Below are 21,869 nucleotides of genomic sequence, written 5' to 3'. Positions count from 1 at the left end.
ATTTAGCATACAAGGGGTACCGATTTGAGAGTCGGGTACGACATCAATCCTCCCTTTATTGTCCGGCGATTTTATTCAGTTGCCAAACCAGCCGGAGTATTGAGATAATTTTTAGTCTGACTCTCGCTCTATTGCATATGAGGTTTCAGTTCATGCCCTGCGGCGCTGGGTGTCTGCGAAGCGGGTTTATCATTAACGAATAGTCTTAGTAGTACCGAAAAAATGGCAGAGAAACGCAATATCTTTCTGGTTGGGCCTATGGGTGCCGGCAAAAGCACTATTGGGCGCCAGTTAGCCCAACAGCTCAACATGGAATTTTACGATTCCGATCAAGAAATTGAGAAACGCACTGGCGCTGATGTGGGCTGGGTCTTCGATGTTGAAGGCGAAGACGGCTTCCGCGACCGTGAAGAAAAAATTATCAATGAGTTGACGGAAAAACAGGGGATTGTGCTGGCGACTGGCGGCGGCTCTGTAAAATCCCGTGAAACGCGTAACCGTCTCTCCGCCCGCGGCGTGGTGGTCTACCTGGAAACGACAATCGAGAAGCAGTTGGCCCGTACGCAGCGCGATAAAAAGCGTCCTTTGCTACAAGTCGATGCGCCGCCTCGTGAAGTGCTGGAAGCGCTGGCTGACGAGCGTAACCCGCTGTATGAAGAGATCGCCGATGTGACTATCCGCACAGACGATCAGAGTGCGAAAGTCGTCGCGAACCAGATTATTCATATGCTGGAAAGCAATTGATTCTGGCTTAATAAAAGTGCGTCAGAGTAAAAGTCACTGAGGTGGACGTCGCGTTATGGAGAGGCTTACTGTTACCCTCGGGGAACGTAGTTACCCGATTACCATCGCGGCTGGTTTGTTTAACGATCCAGCTTCCTTCCTGCCACTCAAGTCGGGCGACCAGGCTATGCTGGTCACCAACGAAACGCTGGCGCCGCTTTATCTGGATACCGTCCGCTCTGTGCTGGAGCAGGCAGGGGTCAACGTTGACAGCGTGATCCTGCCCGATGGCGAGCAGTATAAAAGCCTGGCGGTGATGGATACCGTTTTTACCGCTCTGTTGCAAAAACCGCATGGTCGCGACACCACACTGGTGGCGCTTGGCGGCGGCGTAATTGGTGATTTAACCGGTTTCGCCGCGGCAAGCTATCAGCGCGGCGTGCGTTTTATCCAGGTCCCCACCACTCTGTTGTCGCAGGTCGATTCGTCGGTCGGCGGCAAAACCGCAGTGAACCATCCTCTCGGCAAAAACATGATTGGCGCCTTCTGGCAGCCGGTTTCCGTGGTGGTTGATCTTAACTGTCTGAAGACCCTGCCGACGCGCGAGCTCGCTTCCGGACTGGCTGAAGTTATCAAGTACGGGGTGATCCTCGACGGCGAATTCTTCAGCTGGCTGGAAAACAACATTGATGCGCTGCTGGCGCTGGATGAAAAAGCGATGGCGTACTGTATTCGCCGTTGCTGTGAGCTGAAAGCGGAAGTTGTCGCTGCCGACGAGCGTGAAACTGGGTTACGTGCTTTACTCAATCTTGGACATACCTTCGGCCATGCTATCGAGGCGGAAATGGGCTACGGTAACTGGCTGCACGGCGAAGCGGTGGCGGCAGGAATGGTGATGGCGGCGCATACGTCCGAACGGCTGGGGCAGTTCCGCACGCAGGATACTCAGCGCATTATCGCTCTGCTCAAGCGTGCAGGCTTACCGGTACGCGGCCCGCAGGAGATGAGTGCGCAGGCGTATTTGCCCCATATGATGCGCGATAAAAAAGTACTGGCGGGCGACATGCGGCTGGTGCTCCCGCTCGCAATAGGAAGCAGCGAGCTGCGCGGCGGAGTGCCGCACGATGTGGTTCTTGGCGCGATTGCTGATACTCAGCAGGCGCAACAATAAGAAGGTCTGGCCGCGTTCGCGCGGCGTTATCATTTCGGGTGATGTGCAATAATCGTGAGCATAAGCCTTTTAGTGGGGTGTTAAATGGATGATTTCAAACCAGAAGACGATATGAAAGCCGATCGCAACGATCGTCGTGCTGGTCGTTCCCGTCAGTCTTCCGAGCGTGATGCCGATCCGCAGATCAATTTTGACGACGTCGATCTTGATGCCGATGAAGGCCGTCCGACGCGCGCCGGTAAGGCCCGTCGCGAGCGTGAAGAGGAAGAGTTCGAAGAAGAACTGGATGCGGAAGACGAGGAACTGCTCGAAGAGCAGCCTGTAGAGCGTCGTCCGCGCAAGCGTAAAAAAGCGCCAGCCAAACCTGCTTCCCGTCAGTACATCATGATGGGCGTGGGGATTCTGGTGCTGCTGCTGTTAATCGTGGGTATCGGTTCTGCGCTGAAATCGCCATCATCGTCCAGCCAGCAGACCGCTTCCGGCGAGAAGAGCATTAATCTGTCTGACGACCAGTCCACCAGCACGCCTACGCCTGCTGCCGGCCAGGAACAGACCTCCGCCAATACCGCCCCACAGCAGGACGTAACGGTTCCGCCTATTGCCGCGAACCCGACGCAGGGCCAGGCCGCGGCAGAACCGCAGGGCCAGCAGCGTGTTGAAGTTCAGGGCGATCTGAACAATGCGCTGACCCAGCAGCAGGGCCAGCTGGACGGCGCTGTGGCTAACTCGACGCTGCCAACTGAACCGGCAACCGTCGCGCAGATCCGTAATGGTGCCAATGGCACTGCGGCTCCGCGCCAGGCGACCGAGCGTCAGACGGCTGCAACGCCGCGTCCGGCTGAGCGTAAGCACACCGTTATCGAAGCGAAGCCACAGACGAAGCCTCAGGCCGTGGCAAAAGCGCCGGTAGAAACGAAGCCGGTTCAGCCGAAGCATGTTGAAAGCGCGGCGACTACCGCCCCGGCGAAAACCACCGTAACCGAAAGCAAACCGGTGGCAACAGCGCAGAGCAAACCGGCAGCAACAGCAACCACCACCACTGCCGCGCCAGCCGCAACGGCAGCCACGGCAGCGCCAGCCGCGAAGAGCGGTAAAACGGCAGGTGACGTGAGTTCAATGAAATCTGCGCCGTCGGGTAACTATACCCTGCAGCTCAGCAGCTCCTCTAACTACGACAACCTGAACAACTGGGCGAAGAAAGAGAAGCTGGATCGATATGTTGTCTATGAAACGTCGCGTAACGGCCAACCGTGGTACGTGCTGGTGAGCGGTATCTATGCTTCGAAAGAAGAAGCGAAACGCGCTGTCACCTCACTGCCGGCGGACGTGCAGGCGAAAAATCCATGGGCAAAACCACTGCATCAGGTTCAGGCTGACCTGAAATAATGCCGTGGGGTAGTCTTAAGCGCAGGATGCTGTCGGAGCTTTCTCCACAGCCGGAGAATGTGTAATTAGTTAGGCAGCATGAAAAAGAATCGCGCTTTTCTGAAGTGGGCAGGGGGGAAGTACCCCCTGCTTGACGATATTAAAAAGCATTTGCCGGAAGGCGAGTGCTTAATCGAGCCCTTTGTGGGCGCCGGGTCGGTATTTCTCAATACCGACTTTTCTCGTTATATCCTCGCGGATATCAACAGTGACTTAATTGGCCTGTACAACATCGTTAAATTGCGTACCGACGAATACGTCGCCGCTGCGCGTGAGATGTTTGTCCCGGAAAACAACATCGCTGAGCGCTACTACCAGTATCGTGATGAATTCAACCAAAGCCAGGATCCGCTGCGTCGCGCGGTGCTGTTCCTGTATCTGAATCGCCACGGCTACAACGGCCTGTGTCGCTACAATCTGCGCGGCGAGTTTAATGTGCCGTTTGGCCGCTATAAAAAGCCCTATTTCCCCGAGGCAGAGCTCTATCATTTCGCCGAGAAAGCGCAAAACGCCGAGTTTTACTGCGAATCTTATGAAGAGTGCATGCAACGTGCCGATAGCCGCGCGGTGGTTTATTGCGATCCACCCTATGCGCCGCTGACGGCGACGGCGAACTTTACCGCCTACCACACCAACAGCTTCAATCTGGAACAACAGGTACTGCTGGCGCAAAAGGCGGAATCGCTGATGAAAAAGCGGATCCCGGTGTTGATTTCCAACCACCGCACACCGTTGACGCAGGAATGGTATAAAAACGCGGCAGAAACACATATTGTGAAGGTTCGGCGCAGCATCAGCAGCAACGGTGGTACGCGTAAAAAGGTGGATGAGCTATTAGCGCTCTACCGTCCGCCTAAGACCAAATAAATTTCAAGGAGATGCGGATGAAGCAGTATTTGATTGCCCCTTCGATTCTGTCAGCTGATTTTGCCCGTCTGGGTGAGGATACCGCGAAGGCGCTGGCGGCAGGTGCGGATGTCGTGCACTTCGACGTCATGGACAACCACTACGTGCCGAATCTGACGATTGGCCCGATGGTGCTGAAGTCGCTGCGTAACTACGGTATTACCGCGCCGATCGACGTCCACCTGATGGTGAAGCCGGTCGACCGCATCATTCCTGATTTTGCTGAAGCCGGCGCCAGCATCATCACCTTCCATCCTGAAGCCTCCGAACACGTCGATCGTAGCCTGCAGCTGATTAAAGAGCACGGCTGTAAAGCGGGCCTGGTGTTTAACCCGGCAACGCCGCTGAGTTATCTCGATTATGTGATGGATAAGCTGGACGTGATCCTGCTGATGTCGGTTAACCCGGGTTTTGGCGGCCAGTCTTTTATTCCCCAGACGCTGGATAAACTGCGTGAAGTACGCCAGCGCATCGATGCTTCTGGCTACGATATTCGCCTGGAAGTGGATGGCGGCGTGAAAGCCAGCAACATTGGCGAAATCGCCGCGGCGGGTGCGGATATGTTTGTTGCCGGTTCGGCGATCTTCGGTCAGCCGGACTACAAGAAAGTGATTGATCAAATGCGTAGTGAATTAGCGAAGGTGAGTCATGGATAAATTACAGGCGATCCGCGGCATCGCGTTTGATCTCGACGGCACGCTGGTGGACAGCGCGCCGGGTCTAACCTCGGCGGTTGATAACGCCCTCTACGCCCTGGAGTTGCCGGTGGCGGGAGAAGAACGCGTTGTCACCTGGATCGGCAACGGCGCCGATGTCCTGATGGAGCGGGCGCTGACCTGGGCTCGTCAGGAGCGTGCGACGTTACGGGCGGCGATGGGTAAGCCTTCCGTCGACGATCATGATATTCCGCAAGACGAACAGCTGCGCATTTTGCGTAAACTGTTTGACCGCTATTACGCCGAAACGGCGGAAGAGGGTAGCTTCCTGTTCCCGGCGGTGGCCGATACGTTGGGCGCGCTGCATGCCAAAGGCCTGCCGCTGGCGCTGGTCACCAATAAGCCGACGCCGTTTGTCGCCCCGCTGCTGGACGCGCTCGATATCGCGAAATATTTTACCGTGGTGATTGGCGGCGATGACGTGCAGAACAAAAAGCCGCATCCGGAACCGCTGCTGCTGGTGGCGGAAAAGCTCTCTCTGGCTCCTGCCGAGCTGCTGTTCGTCGGCGATTCGCGCAATGATATTCAGGCGGCCAAAGCGGCAGGCTGCTGCTCTGTCGGCCTGACCTACGGTTATAACTATGGCGAACCGCTTGCGCTGAGCGAGCCGGACTATCTCTTCGACCAGTTTAATGAACTCTTACCCGCTCTCGGGTTACCGCACAGTGAAACTCAGGAATTGAAACATGACTAAGCCCATCGTTTTTAGTGGCGCACAGCCCTCAGGTGAACTGACCATTGGCAACTACATGGGTGCGCTGCGTCAGTGGGTAAACATGCAGGACGATTACCACTGCATCTATTGCATCGTGGACCAGCACGCCATTACCGTGCGTCAGGATCCGCAGCAGCTGCGCAAGGCGACCCTGGATACCCTGGCGCTGTATCTGGCCTGCGGCATCGATCCGCAAAAAAGCACCATCTTCGTTCAGTCGCACGTGCCGGAACACGCCCAGTTAGGCTGGGCGCTGAACTGCTACACCTATTTCGGCGAACTGAGCCGCATGACCCAGTTTAAAGACAAGTCCGCACGCTACGCGGAAAACATCAACGCCGGTCTGTTTGATTACCCGGTACTGATGGCCGCTGACATTCTGCTGTATCAGACCAACCAGGTTCCGGTAGGGGAAGATCAGAAACAGCACCTGGAACTGAGCCGCGATATCGCTCAGCGTTTTAACGCCATCTATGGCGATGTCTTTAAAGTGCCTGAGCCGTTTATTCCGAAGTCCGGCGCACGCGTGATGTCGCTGCTGGAGCCGACCAGGAAGATGTCCAAGTCCGACGACAACCGCAACAACGTCATCGGCCTGCTGGAAGATCCGAAATCGGTGGTCAAGAAGATCAAACGCGCGGTCACCGACTCCGACGAGCCGCCGGTGGTACGCTACGACCTGAAAGAAAAAGCGGGTGTCTCCAACCTGCTGGATATCCTCTCCGCGGTCACCGGGAAAACCATTCCTGAGCTGGAGCAGCATTTTGAAGGCAAAATGTATGGCCACCTGAAAGGCGAAGTCGCTGAAGCGGTGTCGGGCATGCTGACTGAGCTGCAGGAGCGCTATCACCGTTTCCGTAACGACGAAGCGTTTCTCAACCAGGTAATGAAAGACGGCGCAGAGAAAGCCAGCGCGCGCGCTTCTCAGACCCTGAAAGCGGTATACGAAGCGATTGGTTTTGTCGCCAGGCCGTAAGCGACGCAACAGCTAAAAAGGCGGGATATTATCCCGCCTTTTTTATGTCTGTCGTCCACGTGGGGAGGCGAAGGTTAGTGGTTCGAGAACCAGTTCAGTTTATCCCGCAGGCCAACCACGCGACCGACGATGATCAGCGCCGGGCTGGCCATCTGCTGCGCCAGGATATCCAGTTGCCCTAAGGTGCCGCTGACCACTTTTTGCGACACGGCGGTGCCGTTCTCGACGATGGCGGCGGGCATATCTTCAGCCATGCCGTGAGCAATGAGCTTCTCGCGGATCGCCGGCGCCTGGTTCAGACCCATATAGAACACCAGGGTTTGCTTCTCCACCGCCAGGTTCGCCCAGTCCAGCTCGCCGCCGGTTTTCAGGTGGCCGGTGACCAGGCGGACGCCCTGGGCGAAATCGCGGTGTGTTAACGGGATCCCCGAGTAGGCGGAGCAGCCGGAGGCGGCGGTGATGCCTGGAACAACGGAGAAGGGGATGCCCGCCTCACAGAGGGTTTCCAGCTCTTCCCCTCCGCGGCCAAAGATAAAGGGATCGCCGCCTTTCAGCCGGACCACGCGTTTTCCTTTTTGCGCTTCACGCAGCAGGATCTGGTTGATCTCCTCCTGCGGGACGCAGTGGTAGCCAGAACGTTTGCCGACGAATACCCGGTCAGCGTCGCGACGCACCAGATTCATGATGTCGTCGGAAACCAGCCGGTCATAAACCACCACGTCGGCCTGCTGGATCTGCTGCAGGCCTTTGAGCGTAAGCAGCCCGGCGTCACCGGGACCGGCGCCAACCAGCACCACCTCGCCGCGATGCTCCAACGGCTCCGTCAGTAGCTGCTCGGTGGTATCCGCCACCGCCTGCCGATCGTTATTGGCCAGCGACTGCGCCAGCCGGTCGTTCACAAACAGCTTCTCCCAGAAGCGGCGACGTTCGCCCACGCTGGCAAACTGCTGCTTAACGCGCGCGCGCAGATGGCCGGCATAGCGGGCCAGCTGGCCGAGATGCAGGGGTAAGACTGACTCCAGCTTCTCGCGCAGCAGGCGCGCCAGTACCGGCGATGTCCCGCCCGAAGAGACGGCGACCATCAGCGGCGAGCGGTCAATGATGGATGGCATAATAAAGCTAGCCTGACGCGGGGCATCCACCACGTTACAGAAGATACGCCGCGCTTCGGCCGCATCGCTGACCTGCTGGTTCACCATCTCATTATCGGTAGCGGCAATGGCCAGCCAGCAGGTGTCCAGCAGCGAGGGGATAAACTCCCCCTGCACCAGGGTTAGCATCTGTGAATCGGCCCACACCTGAAACTGCGGGGTGAAGTCGAGCGCATTGACCGTGACGTTTGCGCCAGCATCCAGTAGCAGACGGGCCTTGCGTTCGGCGACATCCCCGCCGCCAACCAGTAAACAATCCCGCTGGCGCAACTGGCAGAATATGGGTAAGTGATCCACAGAATAACCTCATGAAAATAAGGGGTAGAAAATGCGTGGTCGTAGAATAGCAGCAAAGGTAATACAAAACATGCGACTTATCCCGCACTCATGCGTTGTCGGTCAGAAGTGTTGCTTATGTCTCCCCCCGTAGCCGGGGGGAGGAAGAGGACTTACGCTTTAAGCTGCACCTGGCCGTCTTTCACCCGGGCGTCGAAGCGGGCGATGGAGTGGCTGGCATCTTCCATGCACAGGCCGTCGCTCAGGCGGAAGCGCTGCTTTTTCAGCGGGCTGGCAACCCATAGCGCGCCGTCATGTTCGGCGATAATCCCGCGAGACAGCACGCTGGCGTTGAAGAACGGGTCAATGTTGCTGATGGCGAATACCCTGTCGTCCTGGTAGGGACGGAAGACTGCCACCTGCTGCTGGCCGAGCAGCGCGCAGACGCCGGTGGCCGGCAGGATGTCGTCAATTTTGCAGATGTTTACCCACTGGCTCATACGTTTTCCTCCACCAGCGTGACCGGGATGCGCTCATAGGGCGTGGCCGGGCGGTGCTGGTCACGTTCCGGCACCACCTGTACGTTCGGGTCGCGCTGGTCGCTGTTGATAAAGTGTTTGAAGCGGGTCTGCGCCGCCGGGTTGTTGACGGTTTCGGTCCACTCGCAGGCGAAGGCGGCGCGCAGGCGAGCCAGCTCCTCTTCCAGATGGTCGTTCAGGCCCAGCTTGTCATCGATGATGACGCTGCGCAGATAGTCGATGCCGCCTTCCATGTTGTCCAGCCACGGCGCGGTGCGGGTCAGCTTATCGGCGGTGCGGATGTAGAACATCATAAAGCGGTCGAGATACTTAATCAGCGTCTCGCGATCAAGGTCCGCGGCCAGCAGATCGGCGTGGCGCGGCTTCATCCCGCCATTACCGCACACGTACAGGTTCCAGCCTTTCTCGGTGGCGATGATCCCCACGTCTTTGCCCTGGGCCTCCGCACATTCGCGGGTGCAGCCGGAGACGCCGAACTTCATTTTGTGCGGGGTGCGGATGCCTTTGTAGCGGTTTTCCAGTTCCACGCCGAAGCCGACGCTGTCGCCGACCCCGTAGCGGCACCAGGTGCTACCGACGCAGGTTTTCGCCATTCGCAGCGCTTTGGCGTAGGCGTGGCCGGTTTCGAAGCCTGCTTCAATCAGCTGCCGCCAGATCTCCGGCAGGTCGTCTTTCTGCGCGCCAAACAGGCCGATGCGCTGGGAGCCGGTGATTTTGGTGTACAGATTGAATTCACGCGCGATACGGCCCACGGCGACCAGCCCTTCCGGCGTGATTTCGCCGCCAGCGGAGCGCGGGATCACCGAATAGGTGCCATCTTTCTGAATGTTGGCAAGGAAGTTGTCGTTGGTGTCCTGCAGCGGCGTGTGCTGAGGTTTGAGGATGTACTCATTCCAGCAGGAGGCCAGCAGGGAACCAACGGTCGGTTTACAGACTTCGCAGCCGTAGCCCTGGCCGTGTTTGGCCAGCAGTTCGTCGAAGGTTTTAATACCTTCGACGCGGATCAGGTGGAACAGCTCCTGGCGGGAGTAAGCGAAGTGTTCACACAGGTTATTGTTCACTTCGATGCCCTGTTTCGCCAGTTCGGCGTTGAGCACCTGGGTGACCAGCGGGATACAACCCCCGCAGCCGGTACCGGCTTTGGTTTCCGCTTTCAGCGCCGCTACGGTGTGGCAGCCTTTGTTGATGGCGGCGATCAGGTCGCCTTTGCTGACGTCAAAGCAGGAACAAATCTGCGCGCTGTCCGGCAGTTTATCGACGCCGATCGACGGCTTGCCGCTGCCGGCGTGGGCCGGGAGGATCAGCGAATCCGGATTTTCCGGCAACTCAATAGCGTTGAGCACCAGCTGCAGCAGGTTGCCGTAATCGCTGGTGTCGCCGACCAGTACCGCGCCGAGCAGGGTCTTGTTGTCTTCGCTGACGATAAGACGTTTGTAGACTTCTTTGCTTTCGTCGAGATAAACGTAGCTGCGGGCGCCCGGCGTACGGCCGTGGGCATCGCCGATCCCGCCCACGTCCACACCCAGCAGCTTCAGCTTGGCGCTGAGGTCGGCGCCGGTGAAGCTGTTTTCACTGCCGAGGAGATGGTCGACGGCCACCTGGGCCATTTTATAACCCGGCGCGACGAGGCCATACACGCGGTTGTTCCAGCTGGCGCATTCCCCGATCGCGTAGATGTCCGGGTCGGAGGTCTGGCAGCTATCGTTGACCATGATGCCGCCGCGCTGGGCGACTGCCAGCCCGCACTGGGTGGCCAGCTTATCGCGCGGGCGGATCCCGGTTGAGAAGACGATGAAATCGACCTGCAGCTCGCTACCGTCGGCGAAGTGCATGGTTTTACGCGCCTCGGTGCCCTGCTGGACGATCTCTTTGGTATTTTTACTGGTGTGAACTTTCACGCCCATGCTTTCAATTTTGCGCCGCAGTTGCTCGCCACCCATCTGGTCGAGCTGCTCGGCCATCAGCATCGGCGCGAACTCGATCACGTGGGTTTCCACGCCGAGGTTTTTCAGGGCGCCTGCGGCTTCCAGGCCAAGGAGGCCGCCACCGACCACCGCGCCGCGTTTGCTGCGACGGGCGCAGGATTCAATCGCGTTAAGATCTTCAATGGTGCGATAGACGAAGCAATCCTGAGTTTCCGCGCCTTTAATCGGCGGGATCCAGGGGTATGAGCCGGTCGCCATAATCAGCTTGTCGTAGAACACGGTGCGCCCGGCGCTGGAGTGGATCACCTTCTCCTGGCGGTTGATGGTGATCGCCCGTTCGCCGACCAACACCTTGACGCCGTGTTTCTCATAGAAACCTTCGCGCACCAGCGACAGCTCTTCTGCGGTATGGTGGGAGAAATAAGACGACAGGTGGACACGGTCGTAGGCGATACGCGGTTCTTCACAGAACACGGTAATGTCGAACTGTCCGGCAGGCGCCTTATCGAGAAGCTCTTCGATAAAGCGATGGCCAACCATGCCGTTACCGATGATAGCGATTCTGACTTTGCTCATTTTTGCCTCGATTTCTTTTCTATTACCGCCTACCTTAACGATTCAGCCATCAGGCTTATTGATGCAAATCAATGACAACTTCACCTACCACTTAATGGGTATATGATTGATTTGTCAGTATTTTTATAAGTTATGGAAAACGCTGGCTTTTCCTTTTTGCTGATTTTGTGTACAAGAATTGGATGGGCCGCGATTGGGGTTGGGCAGAAAACTAGCCATATTGAATGGAGAAGGTGATATGACAGCAGCGCCGCTTTGGTTAATTCAGAACGTACGCCTGGCAGACCGCGACGGCCTGTGGCAGATAGCGATTGATAAGGGCCGCTTTGGCGAGATCACGCCGATGGGCGAGGCGAGCGACGAAAGTTACGAAGTGTTGAACGCTCGCGGTGGGCTGGCGATCCCGCCTTTTATTGAGCCGCATATCCACCTGGATACCACCCAGACGGCCGGCGAGCCGCACTGGAACCAGTCCGGCACCCTGTTCGAGGGGATTGAGCGCTGGGCGGAGCGAAAAGCGCTGCTCAGCCATGAGGACGTCAAAGCCCGGGCGTGGAAAACCCTGAAGTGGCAGATCGCCAATGGCGTGCAGTTTGTCCGCACTCATGTCGACGTCTCCGATCCCACGTTAACAGCGCTGAAAGCGATGCTGGAGGTCAAACGGGAGGTAGCGCCATGGGTCGAGTTGCAGATTGTCGCTTTTCCGCAGGAGGGGATCCTCTCTTACCCCAACGGCGAGGCGCTGCTGGAGGAGGCCCTCAAGCTGGGGGCGGACGTCGTTGGGGCCATCCCGCATTTTGAGTTCACCCGTGAATATGGTGTGGAGTCGCTGCATATCGCCTTCCGGCTGGCGCAGAAATATGACCGCCCGCTGGATATTCACTGCGATGAAATTGACGATGAACAGTCGCGCTTTGTTGAAACCGTTGCCGCGCTGGCGTTAAAGGCGGGAATAGGGGCGCGGGTGACGGCCAGCCATACCACCGCCATGCACTCCTATAATGGCGCTTATACCTCGCGCCTGTTCCGCCTGCTTAAGCTCTCTGGTATCAACTTTGTCGCCAATCCGCTGGTGAATATTCATCTGCAGGGCCGGTTTGATGACTACCCGAAGCGACGGGGGATTACCCGAGTGAAGGAGTTGATGGCGGCGGGGATCAACGTGTGCTTTGGTCATGATGACGTCTTTGACCCATGGTACCCGCTGGGGACCGGCAATATGCTGCAGGTCCTGCATATGGGGCTGCACGTCTGCCAGCTGATGGGCTACCAGCAGATCAACGATGGCCTGAAGCTTATCACCGACAACAGCGCCCGCACGTTTGGCCTGGAGGATTACGGCATTGTCAGCGGCAACCCGGCTAACCTGATCATTCTCCCGGCGGAGAATGGCTTTGAGGCCGTCCGCTGCCAGGTGCCTGTGCGCTGGTCAATTCGCCAGGGAAGGGTGATCGCGACCACCCAGCTGGCGCAAACCTGGATCCAGACCGACCGCGGTGGCGAGGAGCTCTCTTTTATGAGGAACAGCCCCCTTGCGGACGCAAAGGGGCCGAAGGCTTAGTGAGACGCCGCCTGAGCGTTGTTCTGGCGGTGACGGGAGACGAAGCCGAGGATAAAGCACATCACGAACACCACGGCATAGAGGCCGTTAGCGGTGTGCAGCGCTGCCAGTGGACCGCTGGCAGCCACAATCGGGCCGGTGACGACGAAAGTGAGCATGGTGCCGATGGTGCCGCAGGTGAGGATAAAGTTCACCAGCTTCGGCGAAGCGACCCGCGTCTGCTGCGAGCCGAGCGTAATGATCGAGGTGTAGATGGCGCTGGAGAAGAAGCCCAGGGTCAGAATAAACCACGGCATGTGCTCTGGCGAACCATTGATAAACAGGTACATCAGCACCGTCGCGAGCCCGGCGAGGACGGTTAAGATACGCTGCAGGTCGAAGAAGCGCAGGATAAAGCTGAATGACCACATGCCGATCATGTAGGACATCCAGAAATCGCTCACCAGTTTACCGGCGTCCCCGAGGCTCATGCCCAGGCTTTTCGCATATTCCGGTACCCAGGAGATAAAGCCCAACTGACCGAGGATGTAGCACAGCGCCGCAACGGAGAGGAACAGCACGCCGATGCCCCACTTCTCTTTCACTACCGGCTGGCTGTTTTCGCTCTGCGCTTTTTTGCCCAGCACCGGGAAATCACAGCCAAAAGTCAGGACGAAAATGGCGACATACACCAGACCGATACTGGCGTAAACCCAGTACCACTCGATGCTGCGCGCCAGCAGGACGGCGGCGACCATCGGGAAAATCATTCCCGCCATACTAAAGAAGGAGTCGGTAAACAGCAGACGCGCCCCGCGCTGACGGCCTTCATACATATGGGTGATCAGGAAGGTCCCGATCGACATGGTGATCCCGCTCACCAGGCCGAGAACAAACATCGATGCGGAGAACAGCGCCAGGCTGTGGCTGAGCATCAGGCCGGCCACCGCCAGCACCATCAAAATAAAGCCAAAGCGCAGCTGAGTTTTCAGCGGCACGATTTCCATCAGCCAGGCATTGAGGAAGATGGAGATCAGAATACCGGCGTTCAGAAAGGTAAAGGTGTTGCTCATACTGGAAACGGGCAGATGGAAATAATCCGCAATGTTACCCATCACCATCCCGGTGACGATCACCAACGCGCCGGTCAGGGCGTAGGAGAAGAAGCTGATCCATGTGAGCTTAATACGGTTGCTGTTAGTCATGACTGGCCTGTGAATAGAAAGGTAAAGCGCGTTGACGCTGCGCCGGGCGGACAGATTTTATTCGTTCAGGTGATGTAATCAAATGTTTATTGTGAAAGTGGTTATCTTTTGCATAGGTTAATGTGACTTTCATCACACTTTATCCGTCGTACAGGATAACGTTTGCGCGGTTACAATTATTACAGCTAAGTAAAATTTGGTAAAAGGCTGGCCCAGGATGCAAAGGCTCTTTAGAATCAAGGCACTCGCTTTTATTCTGCTCCGTTAAGGAATTTCCATGCTCAAATCAACACTGGCGGCGATGGCTGCCGTTTTCGCCATTTCAGCGTTCTCCCCGGCCATGGCGGCAAAGGGCGATCCGCATGTGCTGCTGACCACCTCGGCAGGTAATATTGAGCTTGAGTTAAACAGCCAGAAAGCCCCGATTTCCGTGGATAACTTCCTGAAGTACGTCAACAGTGGCTTCTACAACAACACCACCTTCCACCGCGTGATCCCGGGATTCATGGTGCAGGGCGGCGGCTTTAACGAGCAGATGCAGCAGAAACAGCCTAACCCGCCGATCAAGAATGAAGCAGACAACGGCCTGCGCAACACCCGCGGGACCATCGCGATGGCGCGTACCGCCGATCAGGATAGCGCCACCAGCCAGTTCTTCATCAATGTGGCGGATAACGCCTTCCTTGACCATGGTCAGCGCGACTTTGGCTATGCGGTGTTTGGCAAGGTAGTGAAAGGTATGGACGTTGCGGATAAGATCTCCCAGGTCCAGACCCATAACGTCGGCCCGTACCAGAATGTGCCGACCAAACCAGTCGTTATCCTCTCTGCGAAAGTGCTGCCCTAATCCTTCCACGGCGCGGTGTGCTATCGCCGCGTCCGGTCGCCTCCCGGCATAACCTGAAATTGCTGCTTATACTTGTGGCACATAGGGGACGATAAGGGGGGCGACGATGCGTCCACTCACCGAAAAGCAAAAATCCCGACTCTGGGAACAGACACGCAATACCAATTTTCAGGCCAGTCGTCGCCTTGAAGGTGTGACGGTGCAGCTGGTTACGCTGACTGCCGAGGAGGCGCTGGCGCGTCTGGCGACGCTGCGGAGGGAGTATGAGCGATAAATTTGGTGATGAACGCGATCCTTACCTCTACCCGACGCTGAATGTCCTGCGCAACCGCCTCGGCATCCGGCAGGCTAAAAATCTGCAACAGGCCGCCTTTGAGATGACGGCGCTGCGGGCGGCAACCTTGCCGCTGGGCCCGCGCGTGCGCGGCTTACCCTATCTGTGCGCGATTCATCATCAGCTGTACCAGGACCTGTTTGACTGGGCGGGGCGGTTGCGCGAAGTGAACCTCTACCTGGGCGATACGCCGTTCTGCCATTTTGCCCGGATCGAGGAGGAGGGGAACGCCCTGATGCAGGCCCTTGAGCAGGAGGATTACCTTAGCGGCCTGCCGCGCGATACCTTTATCGAACGCCTGAGCTGGTTCTATGGTGAAATTAATGTGCTGCACCCTTTTCGTCTTGGCAATGGCCTGACCCAGCGCATTTTCTTTGAACAGCTGGCGATACATGCCGGCTACCTTCTTGACTGGCGTGACGTCGACCCTGCCGGCTGGAACGCGGCCTGCCAGCAGAGCGCGATGGGCGATCCGGCTCCGCTGGTGGCGATCTTTCGCAAAGTGGTAAGCGAAGCGCGGGAATCTGAGTAGAATAGCCCGGTTTTGATTGTTCCGGAGCCACTATGATCCTGCTTATCGATAACTATGACTCTTTCACCTGGAATCTGTATCAGTACTTCTGTGAATTGGGTGCGGAAGTACTGGTCAGGCGCAACGATGCGTTGACGCTGGAGGAGATAGCGGCGCTGGCGCCGGAGAAGATCGTGATCTCGCCTGGCCCCTGTACGCCGAATGAGGCGGGGATTTCCCTCGCGATTATCCGCCACTATGCGGGGAAAACGCCGCTACTGGGCGTCTGTCTCGGGCACCAGGCGATAGCCCAGGCGTTTGGCGCGACCATCGTACGGGCGGCACAGGTGATGCATGGTAAAACCTCGCTTATCGAGCATAACGGCGAAGGGGTGTTTCAGGGGCTGAATAATCCTCTGACGGTGACCCGTTATCACTCGCTGGTGATTGACCCGCCGACGCTCCCGCCCGAGTTTATCGTCACCGCCCGCAGCGCCAGCGCTGAGATTATGGGGATCCGCCACCGCGACTGGGATCTTGAGGGCGTGCAGTTTCATCCGGAAAGCATCCTCAGCGAGCAGGGCCATCAATTGCTGGAAAACTTTCTGAAGCGGTGATTTTCAGTTGCCATTGACTGATTTTTTATGCATATTTTGTGATTATATTTTCATGATTACATCTGCATAACGAAGAGGGATGGGCAAGACATGGCAACTGAACAACCGGCAATCACCCGCGCCACATTCGATGAAGTTATTTTGCCGATTTATGCACCAGCAGAATTCATCCCTGTGAAAGGGAAAGGCAGCCGCGTCTGGGATCAGCAGGGCAAAGAGTATGTCGATTTCGCTGGCGGTATCGCGGTGACGGCGCTCGGCCATTGCCATCCGGCGCTGGTGGCGGCGCTCCACGAGCAGGGCGAAACGCTGTGGCACACCAGCAACGTCTTTACCAATGAGCCAGCGCTGCGTCTGGGACGTAAACTTGTCGATGCCACCTTCGCCGAGCGCGTGGTGTTTATGAACTCCGGGACTGAAGCCAATGAAACGGCCTTCAAGCTGGCGCGTCACTATGCGGTGACCCGCCATAGCCCGTATAAAACCAAAATCATTGCCTTCCATAATGCCTTCCATGGCCGCTCCCTGTTTACCGTTTCCGTCGGCGGGCAACCGAAGTACTCCGATGGTTTCGGCCCGAAACCGGCGGATATTGTCCATGTTCCCTTCAACGACCTGCAGGCGGTAAAAGCGGTGATGGATGACCACACCTGCGCGGTGGTGGTGGAGCCGATTCAGGGCGAAGGCGGCGTGACGGCAGCGACGCCGGCCTTCCTGCAGGGGCTGCGTGAGCTGTGCGATCAGCACCAGGCGCTGTTAGTCTTTGATGAAGTGCAGTGCGGCATGGGGCGTACCGGATCGCTGTTCGCCTATATGCACTACGGTGTGACTCCGGATATTCTGACCAGCGCCAAGGCGCTCGGCGGCGGCTTCCCGGTCAGCGCCATGCTGACCACCCATGAGATCGCCAGTGCCTTCCATGCGGGATCCCATGGCTCAACCTACGGCGGCAACCCGCTGGCCTGCGCGGTCGCCAACGCCGCCTTCGACCTGATCAATACCCCGGAGGTGCTGGATGGCGTGAACGCGAAGCGTGAACTGTTCGTCAAACACTTGCAGCAGCTGGATGCTGAATTTGATCTGTTCAGTGATATTCGCGGGATGGGCCTGCTGATTGGCGCCGAACTCAAGCCGCAGCACAAGGGCCGCGCGCGCGATTTCCTCTATGCCGCTGCGCAAGCCGGCGTCATGGTGCTCAACGCCGGGCCGGACGTGATGCGTTTTGTTCCCTCGCTGATCATCGAAGAGCAGGATATTGCCGAGGGGATGGCGCGCTTTGCCCAGGCAGTGGCAAAGGTGATTAACGGCTGATTTTCCGCAGCCAGATGCCATGATGCGGCCGCTGACGCCATGCTACGGACGATATGGTATGCATGGTGTTCAGATGGCCCAGAATGCGTTGCAGGTGTTGCTCCAGGGTGCTTAACGGACCGTTCGGCACCTCTGTTTCCGGCGACTCCAGAATATTGGCATCCCCTGCGCTGCCGGGACCATCGCTGTCCAGCCGCTGCTGGCAGCGCTGCAGGGCAATCTCACAGGATTCGAGATAGCGCTGGGCAAGATCCGGGGTCAGCATCGTGTGCTCCCGGGCGAGGGTGGTCATAGCGTTGATATGTTCGACGATAAACTGGCTGTGCGTCACCCACAGCTTCATATCTTCCAGATAGTGGGTATTAAACCCGGGCTCCTGCATTGCCTGATTCAGGGAGTTGTAGAGCGCGTTGTGCGCCTGGTTGACGCGCATGCGTTGGTAGGCCAGCGCGGGGGCTTTTGGGTCGGCGCTGAGGATCAGGCGAATCGCCTGCTGGTCGGCCTCCAGCGCATCGTGGGCGTTTTTTTTCAGCAGGCCGCTCTGCCACTGCGGCCAGAGCCAGACCATCCCGCCGAAGGCGATCAGGCAGCCGATAAGCGTGTCGATAAGCCGGGCGACAATAAACTGTTCCCCGTTGAGCGTCAGCAACTGCAGGGTATACACCGCCGTCACCGTAAAGCCTACCATCGCCCAGCCATAGTGTTTGCGAATGATCAGATAGCTGAGCAGGGTGATCAGCAGCATTCCACTCAGGGTATAGCTCTCCGGAACGTGAAAGTGCAAGGTTAGCCCGGCGATGACCAGGCCGGCGAGCGTTCCCGCCGCCCGGTGAACAATTCGCACCCGCGTGGCGCCGTAGCCGTTTTGCGTGACGAAGAGCACCGTCATCAGGATCCAGTAGGGCTTCGGCAAATGCAGGGCGTTACCCATCAGGCTGGCGAAGCTCAGCATCACGCTGATGCGCGCGGCATTGCGCAGCGCGGGTGATTTCAGCGAGAGATAGTTCTTTAGCGCGGGAAACAGCGGTAAACGACGCTCTTTGTCGGCCATCAGATCCCGGGCATACAGGGGGCGCTGGGTATGCAGCACCCGGGCGATACGGCTGAAGTGCCAGGCGCAGAACTGACCGACCGGGTTATCCGGATGCTGGCGAGCGATCTTTTCCAGAGCCTCGATCTGTTTATCCATCTGAAAGCGCTGCGGAAAGCGATGATAGAGAATATCATCCGCCAGCACGCGCAGGCGGGCAGCGACGGTTTGCGCATTCCAGCGGATCACCGCTTCGGCATGGCTGCGTTCCACCAGCTTTTGCACCTCTTCTGGCTGATGCAGGCTAACCGAAATATGTTCCTGTAGATCCAGCCCAACCTGGAACGCCCGCAGCAGACGCTTGTGGTCGTTGCGTTGGTTGGAGGCCAGCATATGCATCTGTTGATAGCACTGGGTAATCAGGTCGACTACCTTCTGCTGGCGGGTGAGCAGCGGCGGCAGGGCGGTCGACGGATCGGTATGCTGCGTCAACAGACTGTATTTGGCTTCACAATAGTCAGCCAGTTCCCGGTAAAGCAGGCTGAGCGACTCCCGCAGCGGCTGTTCGCGCCACAGCCAGAACCAGAGCCAGTTAAACACGCCGTACCACAGCGTACCGAAAGCGTAGATCAGCAGTGGCTCCCAGATGGGCATATTGCCCGCCAGGCTCAGGGTAAAGATAGCGGCGATCAGCGACGCGGGCAGCAGGCGAGCGTGCAGCGAACTGATCTCCGCGGTGACGCCGAGCAATAGCGCCAGACCGCTGAGAATAAGCGGCAAAGGAATGGCCTGGGCGAGCAGCAACTGCACGACCAGACTGCATCCGGCAAACAAACAGCCGCCGATAATCAGGCGTTTGAAAAAGCGCTTATGCGGGGTATCAAGACCGGCAATGTTGCAGCAGGCGGGCACTAAGGAAAACAACAGCCCCTGCTGGAGATGGCCGAGCAGAAGACCGATGGCCACAGGCAGACACAGCACCAGCGTTTGCCGCAGTGCATAGTTGACTTCCGGGTGGTAAATCAGCCTGCGCCACATGAGGGAAAAACAAGAACGGCGTACTGCAGGAGCAATACGCCGCTTAGCAACTTAACGGGTGCCGTAGACGACGATAGTTTTACCGTGTGCGGAAATCAGGTTCTGATCTTCCAGCATTTTCAAAATACGGCCAACTGTTTCACGAGAGCAGCCGACGATCTGACCAATTTCCTGACGGGTAATTTTAATTTGCATACCGTCCGGGTGGGTCATGGCATCAGGTTGCTTCGCCAGGTTCAGCAGCGTCTGGGCGATACGGCCCGTCACGTCGAGGAAGGCGAGGTTGCCCACTTTCTCAGACGTGACCTGCAGACGGCGAGCCATTTGCGAAGAGAGACGCATCAGAATGTCCGGGTTAACCTGGATCAACTGACGGAATTTCTTATAAGAGATTTCGGCCACTTCACATGCGGTTTTCGCCCGTACCCAGGCGCTACGCTCCTGACCCTCTTCAAACAGGCCTAATTCACCGATGAAATCGCCCTGGTTGAGGTAGGAGAGGATCATCTCTTTACCTTCTTCATCCTTGATGAGTACAGCCACGGAGCCTTTAACGATGTAGTACAGCGTTTCTGCTTTTTCACCCTGGTGGATCAGCGTGCTCTTTGATGGGTACTTATGAATGTGGCAATGAGACAAGAACCATTCAAGGGTAGGGTCTGTTTGCGGTTTGCCAAGCACCATGCGCGGTTATCCTCTGTTATAAGCTATCTCCGGGCGCCGACACTACACGGCGTCCGGGCATGCAATCGTATTGTTTCCCTATACCTGGGAAGCTGGCTGATGATTTTTCGACAGCCCGTAATGTGAACTCCTCTGCATACATGCAGTACATCAATGTAATACTGTAGCATCCAGACTGTTTTAGCATAGCTTTCGCCGCATGTCTCCTGGTGTCTCGCTTCAGCATGACGCAGGTCGCCTTCCGTTGCGAGAATTGTTATGTGCGCGTAATCTGACAGGAAAATTGCGATACTGGAGTTAAATTTTATGCAAGCGCGTGTGAAATGGGTTGAAGGGTTAACCTTTATCGGGGAGTCCGCGTCAGGACACCAGATTCTGATGGATGGCAACTCCGGGGATAAGGCACCCAGCCCGATGGAGATGGTGCTGATGGCGGCGGGCGGTTGCAGTGCGATCGATGTGGTTTCTATTCTGCAAAAAGGTCGCCATGAGGTGACCAACTGCGAAGTGAAGCTGACGTCGGAGCGCCGCGAAGAGGCGCCGCGTCTGTTTACGCATATTAATCTGCACTTTATCGTCACCGGTAAGGCGCTGAAAGATGCCGCGGTCTCCCGGGCGGTGGATCTGTCGGCAGAGAAATACTGCTCGGTGGCGCTGATGCTGGAAAAAGCAGTGAAGATCACCCACTCCTATGAAGTGATCGAGGCGTAGTCTTCGCCTGCCGTTGTGAAGCATCTCAACCCCGGCCTGGCCGGGGTTTTTTCTGTTAGCCGATCTTGCGGCCTTCCATCAGGCGCTCGACCAGCGGCGCCATGATAAGCTCCATCGCCAGCCCCATTTTACCGCCCGGCACCACCAGCGTGTTCATGTGCGAGATAAACGACCCCTGCAGCATCGCCAGCAGCCAGGGAAAGTCGATATTCTGCAGGTTACGGAAATGGATCACCACAAAGCTCTCGTCCAGCGAGGGAATAGTTTTCGCGGCAAACGGGTTGGAAGTGTCTACCGTCGGCACGCGCTGAAAGTTGATATGGGTGCGGGAAAATTGCGGGGTAATGAAGTTGATGTAGTCTTCCATCGAGCGGACGACTGAGTCCATCACCGCCTCCCGGGAGTGGCCGCGCTCGCTGGTGTCGCGAATAAGCTTTTGGATCCACTCGAGGTTAACGATAGGCACTACGCCGACCAGCAGGTCGACATGGCTGGCGACATCATGATGCGGCGTGACAACCCCGCCGTGCAGCCCCTCATAGAACAGTACGTCTGTCGGCTCCGGCAGCGGCTGCCAGGGGGTGAAAGTCCCTGGCACCTGATTCCACGGTACGGCTTCGTCATAGGTGTGCAGGTATTTCCGCGACTGGCCTGTTCCGTGGCGGCCATAGTCGACAAAGGTCTGCTCCAGCAGGCCAAAATCGTTCGCCTCCGGGCCAAAGTAGCTGATATGTTTGCCCTGATCCCGCGCCTTGCGGATCGCCATGTCCATTTCCGGGCGGGTGTAGCGATGAAAGCTATCGCCTTCCACCTCCGCGGCGTGCAGGTTTAGCTGCGCGAAGATTTTGCGAAAGGCAAGGCTGGTGGTGGTAGTGCCCGCGCCGCTGGAGCCCGTGACGGCGATCACCGGATGTTTGGCAGACATAACAACTCCCTGGTTAA

21 protein-coding genes are annotated in these 21,869 nt (G+C 57.4%); 14 read left to right on the top strand and 7 right to left on the bottom strand.

All coding sequences use genetic code 11. The features are described 5' to 3' along the window. Positions 1–222: 222 nt before the first annotated feature. The 7 genes from aroK to trpS all read left to right on the top strand — a co-directional run bounded on the left by aroK (position 223) and on the right by trpS (position 6,632). A complete protein-coding gene (gene aroK, locus CWM54_RS19155) occupies positions 223–744 on the top strand; it encodes a shikimate kinase AroK (protein ID WP_004106441.1) in 522 nt (173 codons plus the stop codon). A 55-nt stretch (positions 745–799) separates the two neighbouring features. Continuing rightward, positions 800–1,894 carry a 3-dehydroquinate synthase gene (aroB, locus tag CWM54_RS19150; RefSeq protein ID WP_061153111.1) on the top strand — a complete coding sequence of 365 codons (1,095 nt, stop codon included), beginning with the start codon at positions 800–802 and terminating at the stop codon, positions 1,892–1,894. Positions 1,895–1,978: 84 nt separating this feature from the next. Continuing rightward, on the top strand, positions 1,979–3,280 hold the full coding sequence (gene damX / locus CWM54_RS19145; RefSeq protein WP_100680885.1) for a cell division protein DamX: 1,302 nt from the start codon (positions 1,979–1,981) through the stop codon (positions 3,278–3,280). Positions 3,281–3,358: 78 nt separating this feature from the next. Beyond that, entirely contained in the window at positions 3,359–4,186 is an 828-nt protein-coding gene (gene dam, locus CWM54_RS19140; RefSeq protein ID WP_074387066.1) for an adenine-specific DNA-methyltransferase, read from the top strand. Positions 4,187–4,203: 17 nt separating this feature from the next. Continuing rightward, positions 4,204–4,881 carry a ribulose-phosphate 3-epimerase gene (gene rpe / locus CWM54_RS19135; protein ID WP_004202179.1) on the top strand — a complete coding sequence of 226 codons (678 nt, stop codon included), beginning with the start codon at positions 4,204–4,206 and terminating at the stop codon, positions 4,879–4,881. Continuing rightward, positions 4,874–5,635: a phosphoglycolate phosphatase gene (gene gph / locus CWM54_RS19130; protein ID WP_012540418.1), complete on the top strand. Its 762-nt coding sequence runs from the start codon at positions 4,874–4,876 to the stop codon at positions 5,633–5,635. Before rpe ends, gph begins: the two co-directional genes overlap by 8 nt. After that, the gene (gene trpS, locus CWM54_RS19125) at positions 5,628–6,632 is read left to right on the top strand and encodes a tryptophan--tRNA ligase (protein WP_008807022.1); all 1,005 of its coding nucleotides are present in this window, start codon (positions 5,628–5,630) and stop codon (positions 6,630–6,632) included. Before gph ends, trpS begins: the two co-directional genes overlap by 8 nt. A 74-nt stretch (positions 6,633–6,706) precedes the next feature. Here the strand turns inward: trpS and cysG are convergent, their stop codons facing one another. The 3 genes from cysG to nirB all read right to left on the bottom strand — a co-directional run bounded on the left by cysG (position 6,707) and on the right by nirB (position 11,099). Beyond that, complete coding sequence (gene cysG, locus CWM54_RS19120) at positions 6,707–8,080, bottom strand: siroheme synthase CysG (protein ID WP_100698140.1); 1,374 nt, start codon at positions 8,078–8,080, stop codon at positions 6,707–6,709. A 152-nt stretch (positions 8,081–8,232) separates the two neighbouring features. Then, entirely contained in the window at positions 8,233–8,559 is a 327-nt protein-coding gene (nirD, locus tag CWM54_RS19115) for a nitrite reductase small subunit NirD (protein ID WP_012540420.1), read from the bottom strand. Beyond that, entirely contained in the window at positions 8,556–11,099 is a 2,544-nt protein-coding gene (gene nirB, locus CWM54_RS19110; protein WP_100698138.1) for a nitrite reductase large subunit NirB, read from the bottom strand. Before nirB ends, nirD begins: the two co-directional genes overlap by 4 nt. 238 nt (positions 11,100–11,337) lie before the next feature. Between nirB and CWM54_RS19105 the strand changes: the two genes are divergently transcribed. After that, positions 11,338–12,660, top strand: coding sequence for a cytosine deaminase (locus tag CWM54_RS19105; RefSeq protein ID WP_061153117.1), 1,323 nt, complete (start codon positions 11,338–11,340; stop codon positions 12,658–12,660). Here the strand turns inward: CWM54_RS19105 and tsgA are convergent. Further along, entirely contained in the window at positions 12,657–13,844 is a 1,188-nt protein-coding gene (gene tsgA, locus CWM54_RS19100) for an MFS transporter TsgA (RefSeq protein ID WP_061153118.1), read from the bottom strand. The genes CWM54_RS19105 and tsgA overlap by 4 nt on opposite strands. Positions 13,845–14,121: 277 nt before the next feature. On the opposite strand from tsgA, the gene ppiA reads away from it, so the two are divergent. The 5 genes from ppiA to argD all read left to right on the top strand — a co-directional run bounded on the left by ppiA (position 14,122) and on the right by argD (position 17,464). Then, positions 14,122–14,691, top strand: a complete 570-nt coding sequence (gene ppiA / locus CWM54_RS19095; RefSeq protein WP_002920238.1) for a peptidylprolyl isomerase A — start codon at positions 14,122–14,124, stop codon at positions 14,689–14,691. A gap of 106 nt (positions 14,692–14,797) precedes the next feature. After that, on the top strand, positions 14,798–14,965 hold the full coding sequence (locus CWM54_RS19090) for a YhfG family protein (protein ID WP_100698136.1): 168 nt from the start codon (positions 14,798–14,800) through the stop codon (positions 14,963–14,965). Beyond that, complete coding sequence (locus CWM54_RS19085; protein ID WP_061153119.1) at positions 14,955–15,557, top strand: putative adenosine monophosphate-protein transferase Fic; 603 nt, start codon at positions 14,955–14,957, stop codon at positions 15,555–15,557. Before CWM54_RS19090 ends, CWM54_RS19085 begins: the two co-directional genes overlap by 11 nt. A gap of 32 nt (positions 15,558–15,589) precedes the next feature. Next, positions 15,590–16,153, top strand: a complete 564-nt coding sequence (gene pabA / locus CWM54_RS19080; RefSeq protein WP_074387071.1) for an aminodeoxychorismate synthase component 2 — start codon at positions 15,590–15,592, stop codon at positions 16,151–16,153. Between the two features lie 90 nt (positions 16,154–16,243). Next, positions 16,244–17,464, top strand: a complete 1,221-nt coding sequence (gene argD / locus CWM54_RS19075; protein ID WP_100698134.1) for a bifunctional acetylornithine/succinyldiaminopimelate transaminase — start codon at positions 16,244–16,246, stop codon at positions 17,462–17,464. Here the strand turns inward: argD and CWM54_RS19070 are convergent. Both CWM54_RS19070 and crp read right to left on the bottom strand, forming a co-directional pair. Further along, a complete protein-coding gene (locus tag CWM54_RS19070; RefSeq protein ID WP_100698132.1) occupies positions 17,454–19,532 on the bottom strand; it encodes a YccS/YhfK family putative transporter in 2,079 nt (692 codons plus the stop codon). The two genes, argD and CWM54_RS19070, sit on opposite strands and share 11 nt — an antisense overlap. A gap of 51 nt (positions 19,533–19,583) precedes the next feature. Further along, positions 19,584–20,216: a cAMP-activated global transcriptional regulator CRP gene (gene crp, locus CWM54_RS19065; RefSeq protein WP_000242758.1), complete on the bottom strand. Its 633-nt coding sequence runs from the start codon at positions 20,214–20,216 to the stop codon at positions 19,584–19,586. Between the two features lie 306 nt (positions 20,217–20,522). Between crp and CWM54_RS19055 the strand changes: the two genes are divergently transcribed. After that, positions 20,523–20,927 carry an OsmC family protein gene (locus tag CWM54_RS19055; RefSeq protein ID WP_004202200.1) on the top strand — a complete coding sequence of 135 codons (405 nt, stop codon included), beginning with the start codon at positions 20,523–20,525 and terminating at the stop codon, positions 20,925–20,927. Positions 20,928–20,982: 55 nt separating this feature from the next. Here CWM54_RS19055 and CWM54_RS19050 read toward each other — a convergent pair whose 3' ends face one another. Continuing rightward, complete coding sequence (locus CWM54_RS19050) at positions 20,983–21,852, bottom strand: phosphoribulokinase (protein WP_100698130.1); 870 nt, start codon at positions 21,850–21,852, stop codon at positions 20,983–20,985. Positions 21,853–21,869 lie beyond the last annotated feature (17 nt).

It is taken from the genome of Klebsiella sp. D-Nf1, assembly GCF_002810515.1.
Lineage (GTDB): Bacteria > Pseudomonadota > Gammaproteobacteria > Enterobacterales > Enterobacteriaceae > Klebsiella > Klebsiella variicola.
This window is presented reverse-complemented; position numbering and strand designations above follow the sequence as displayed.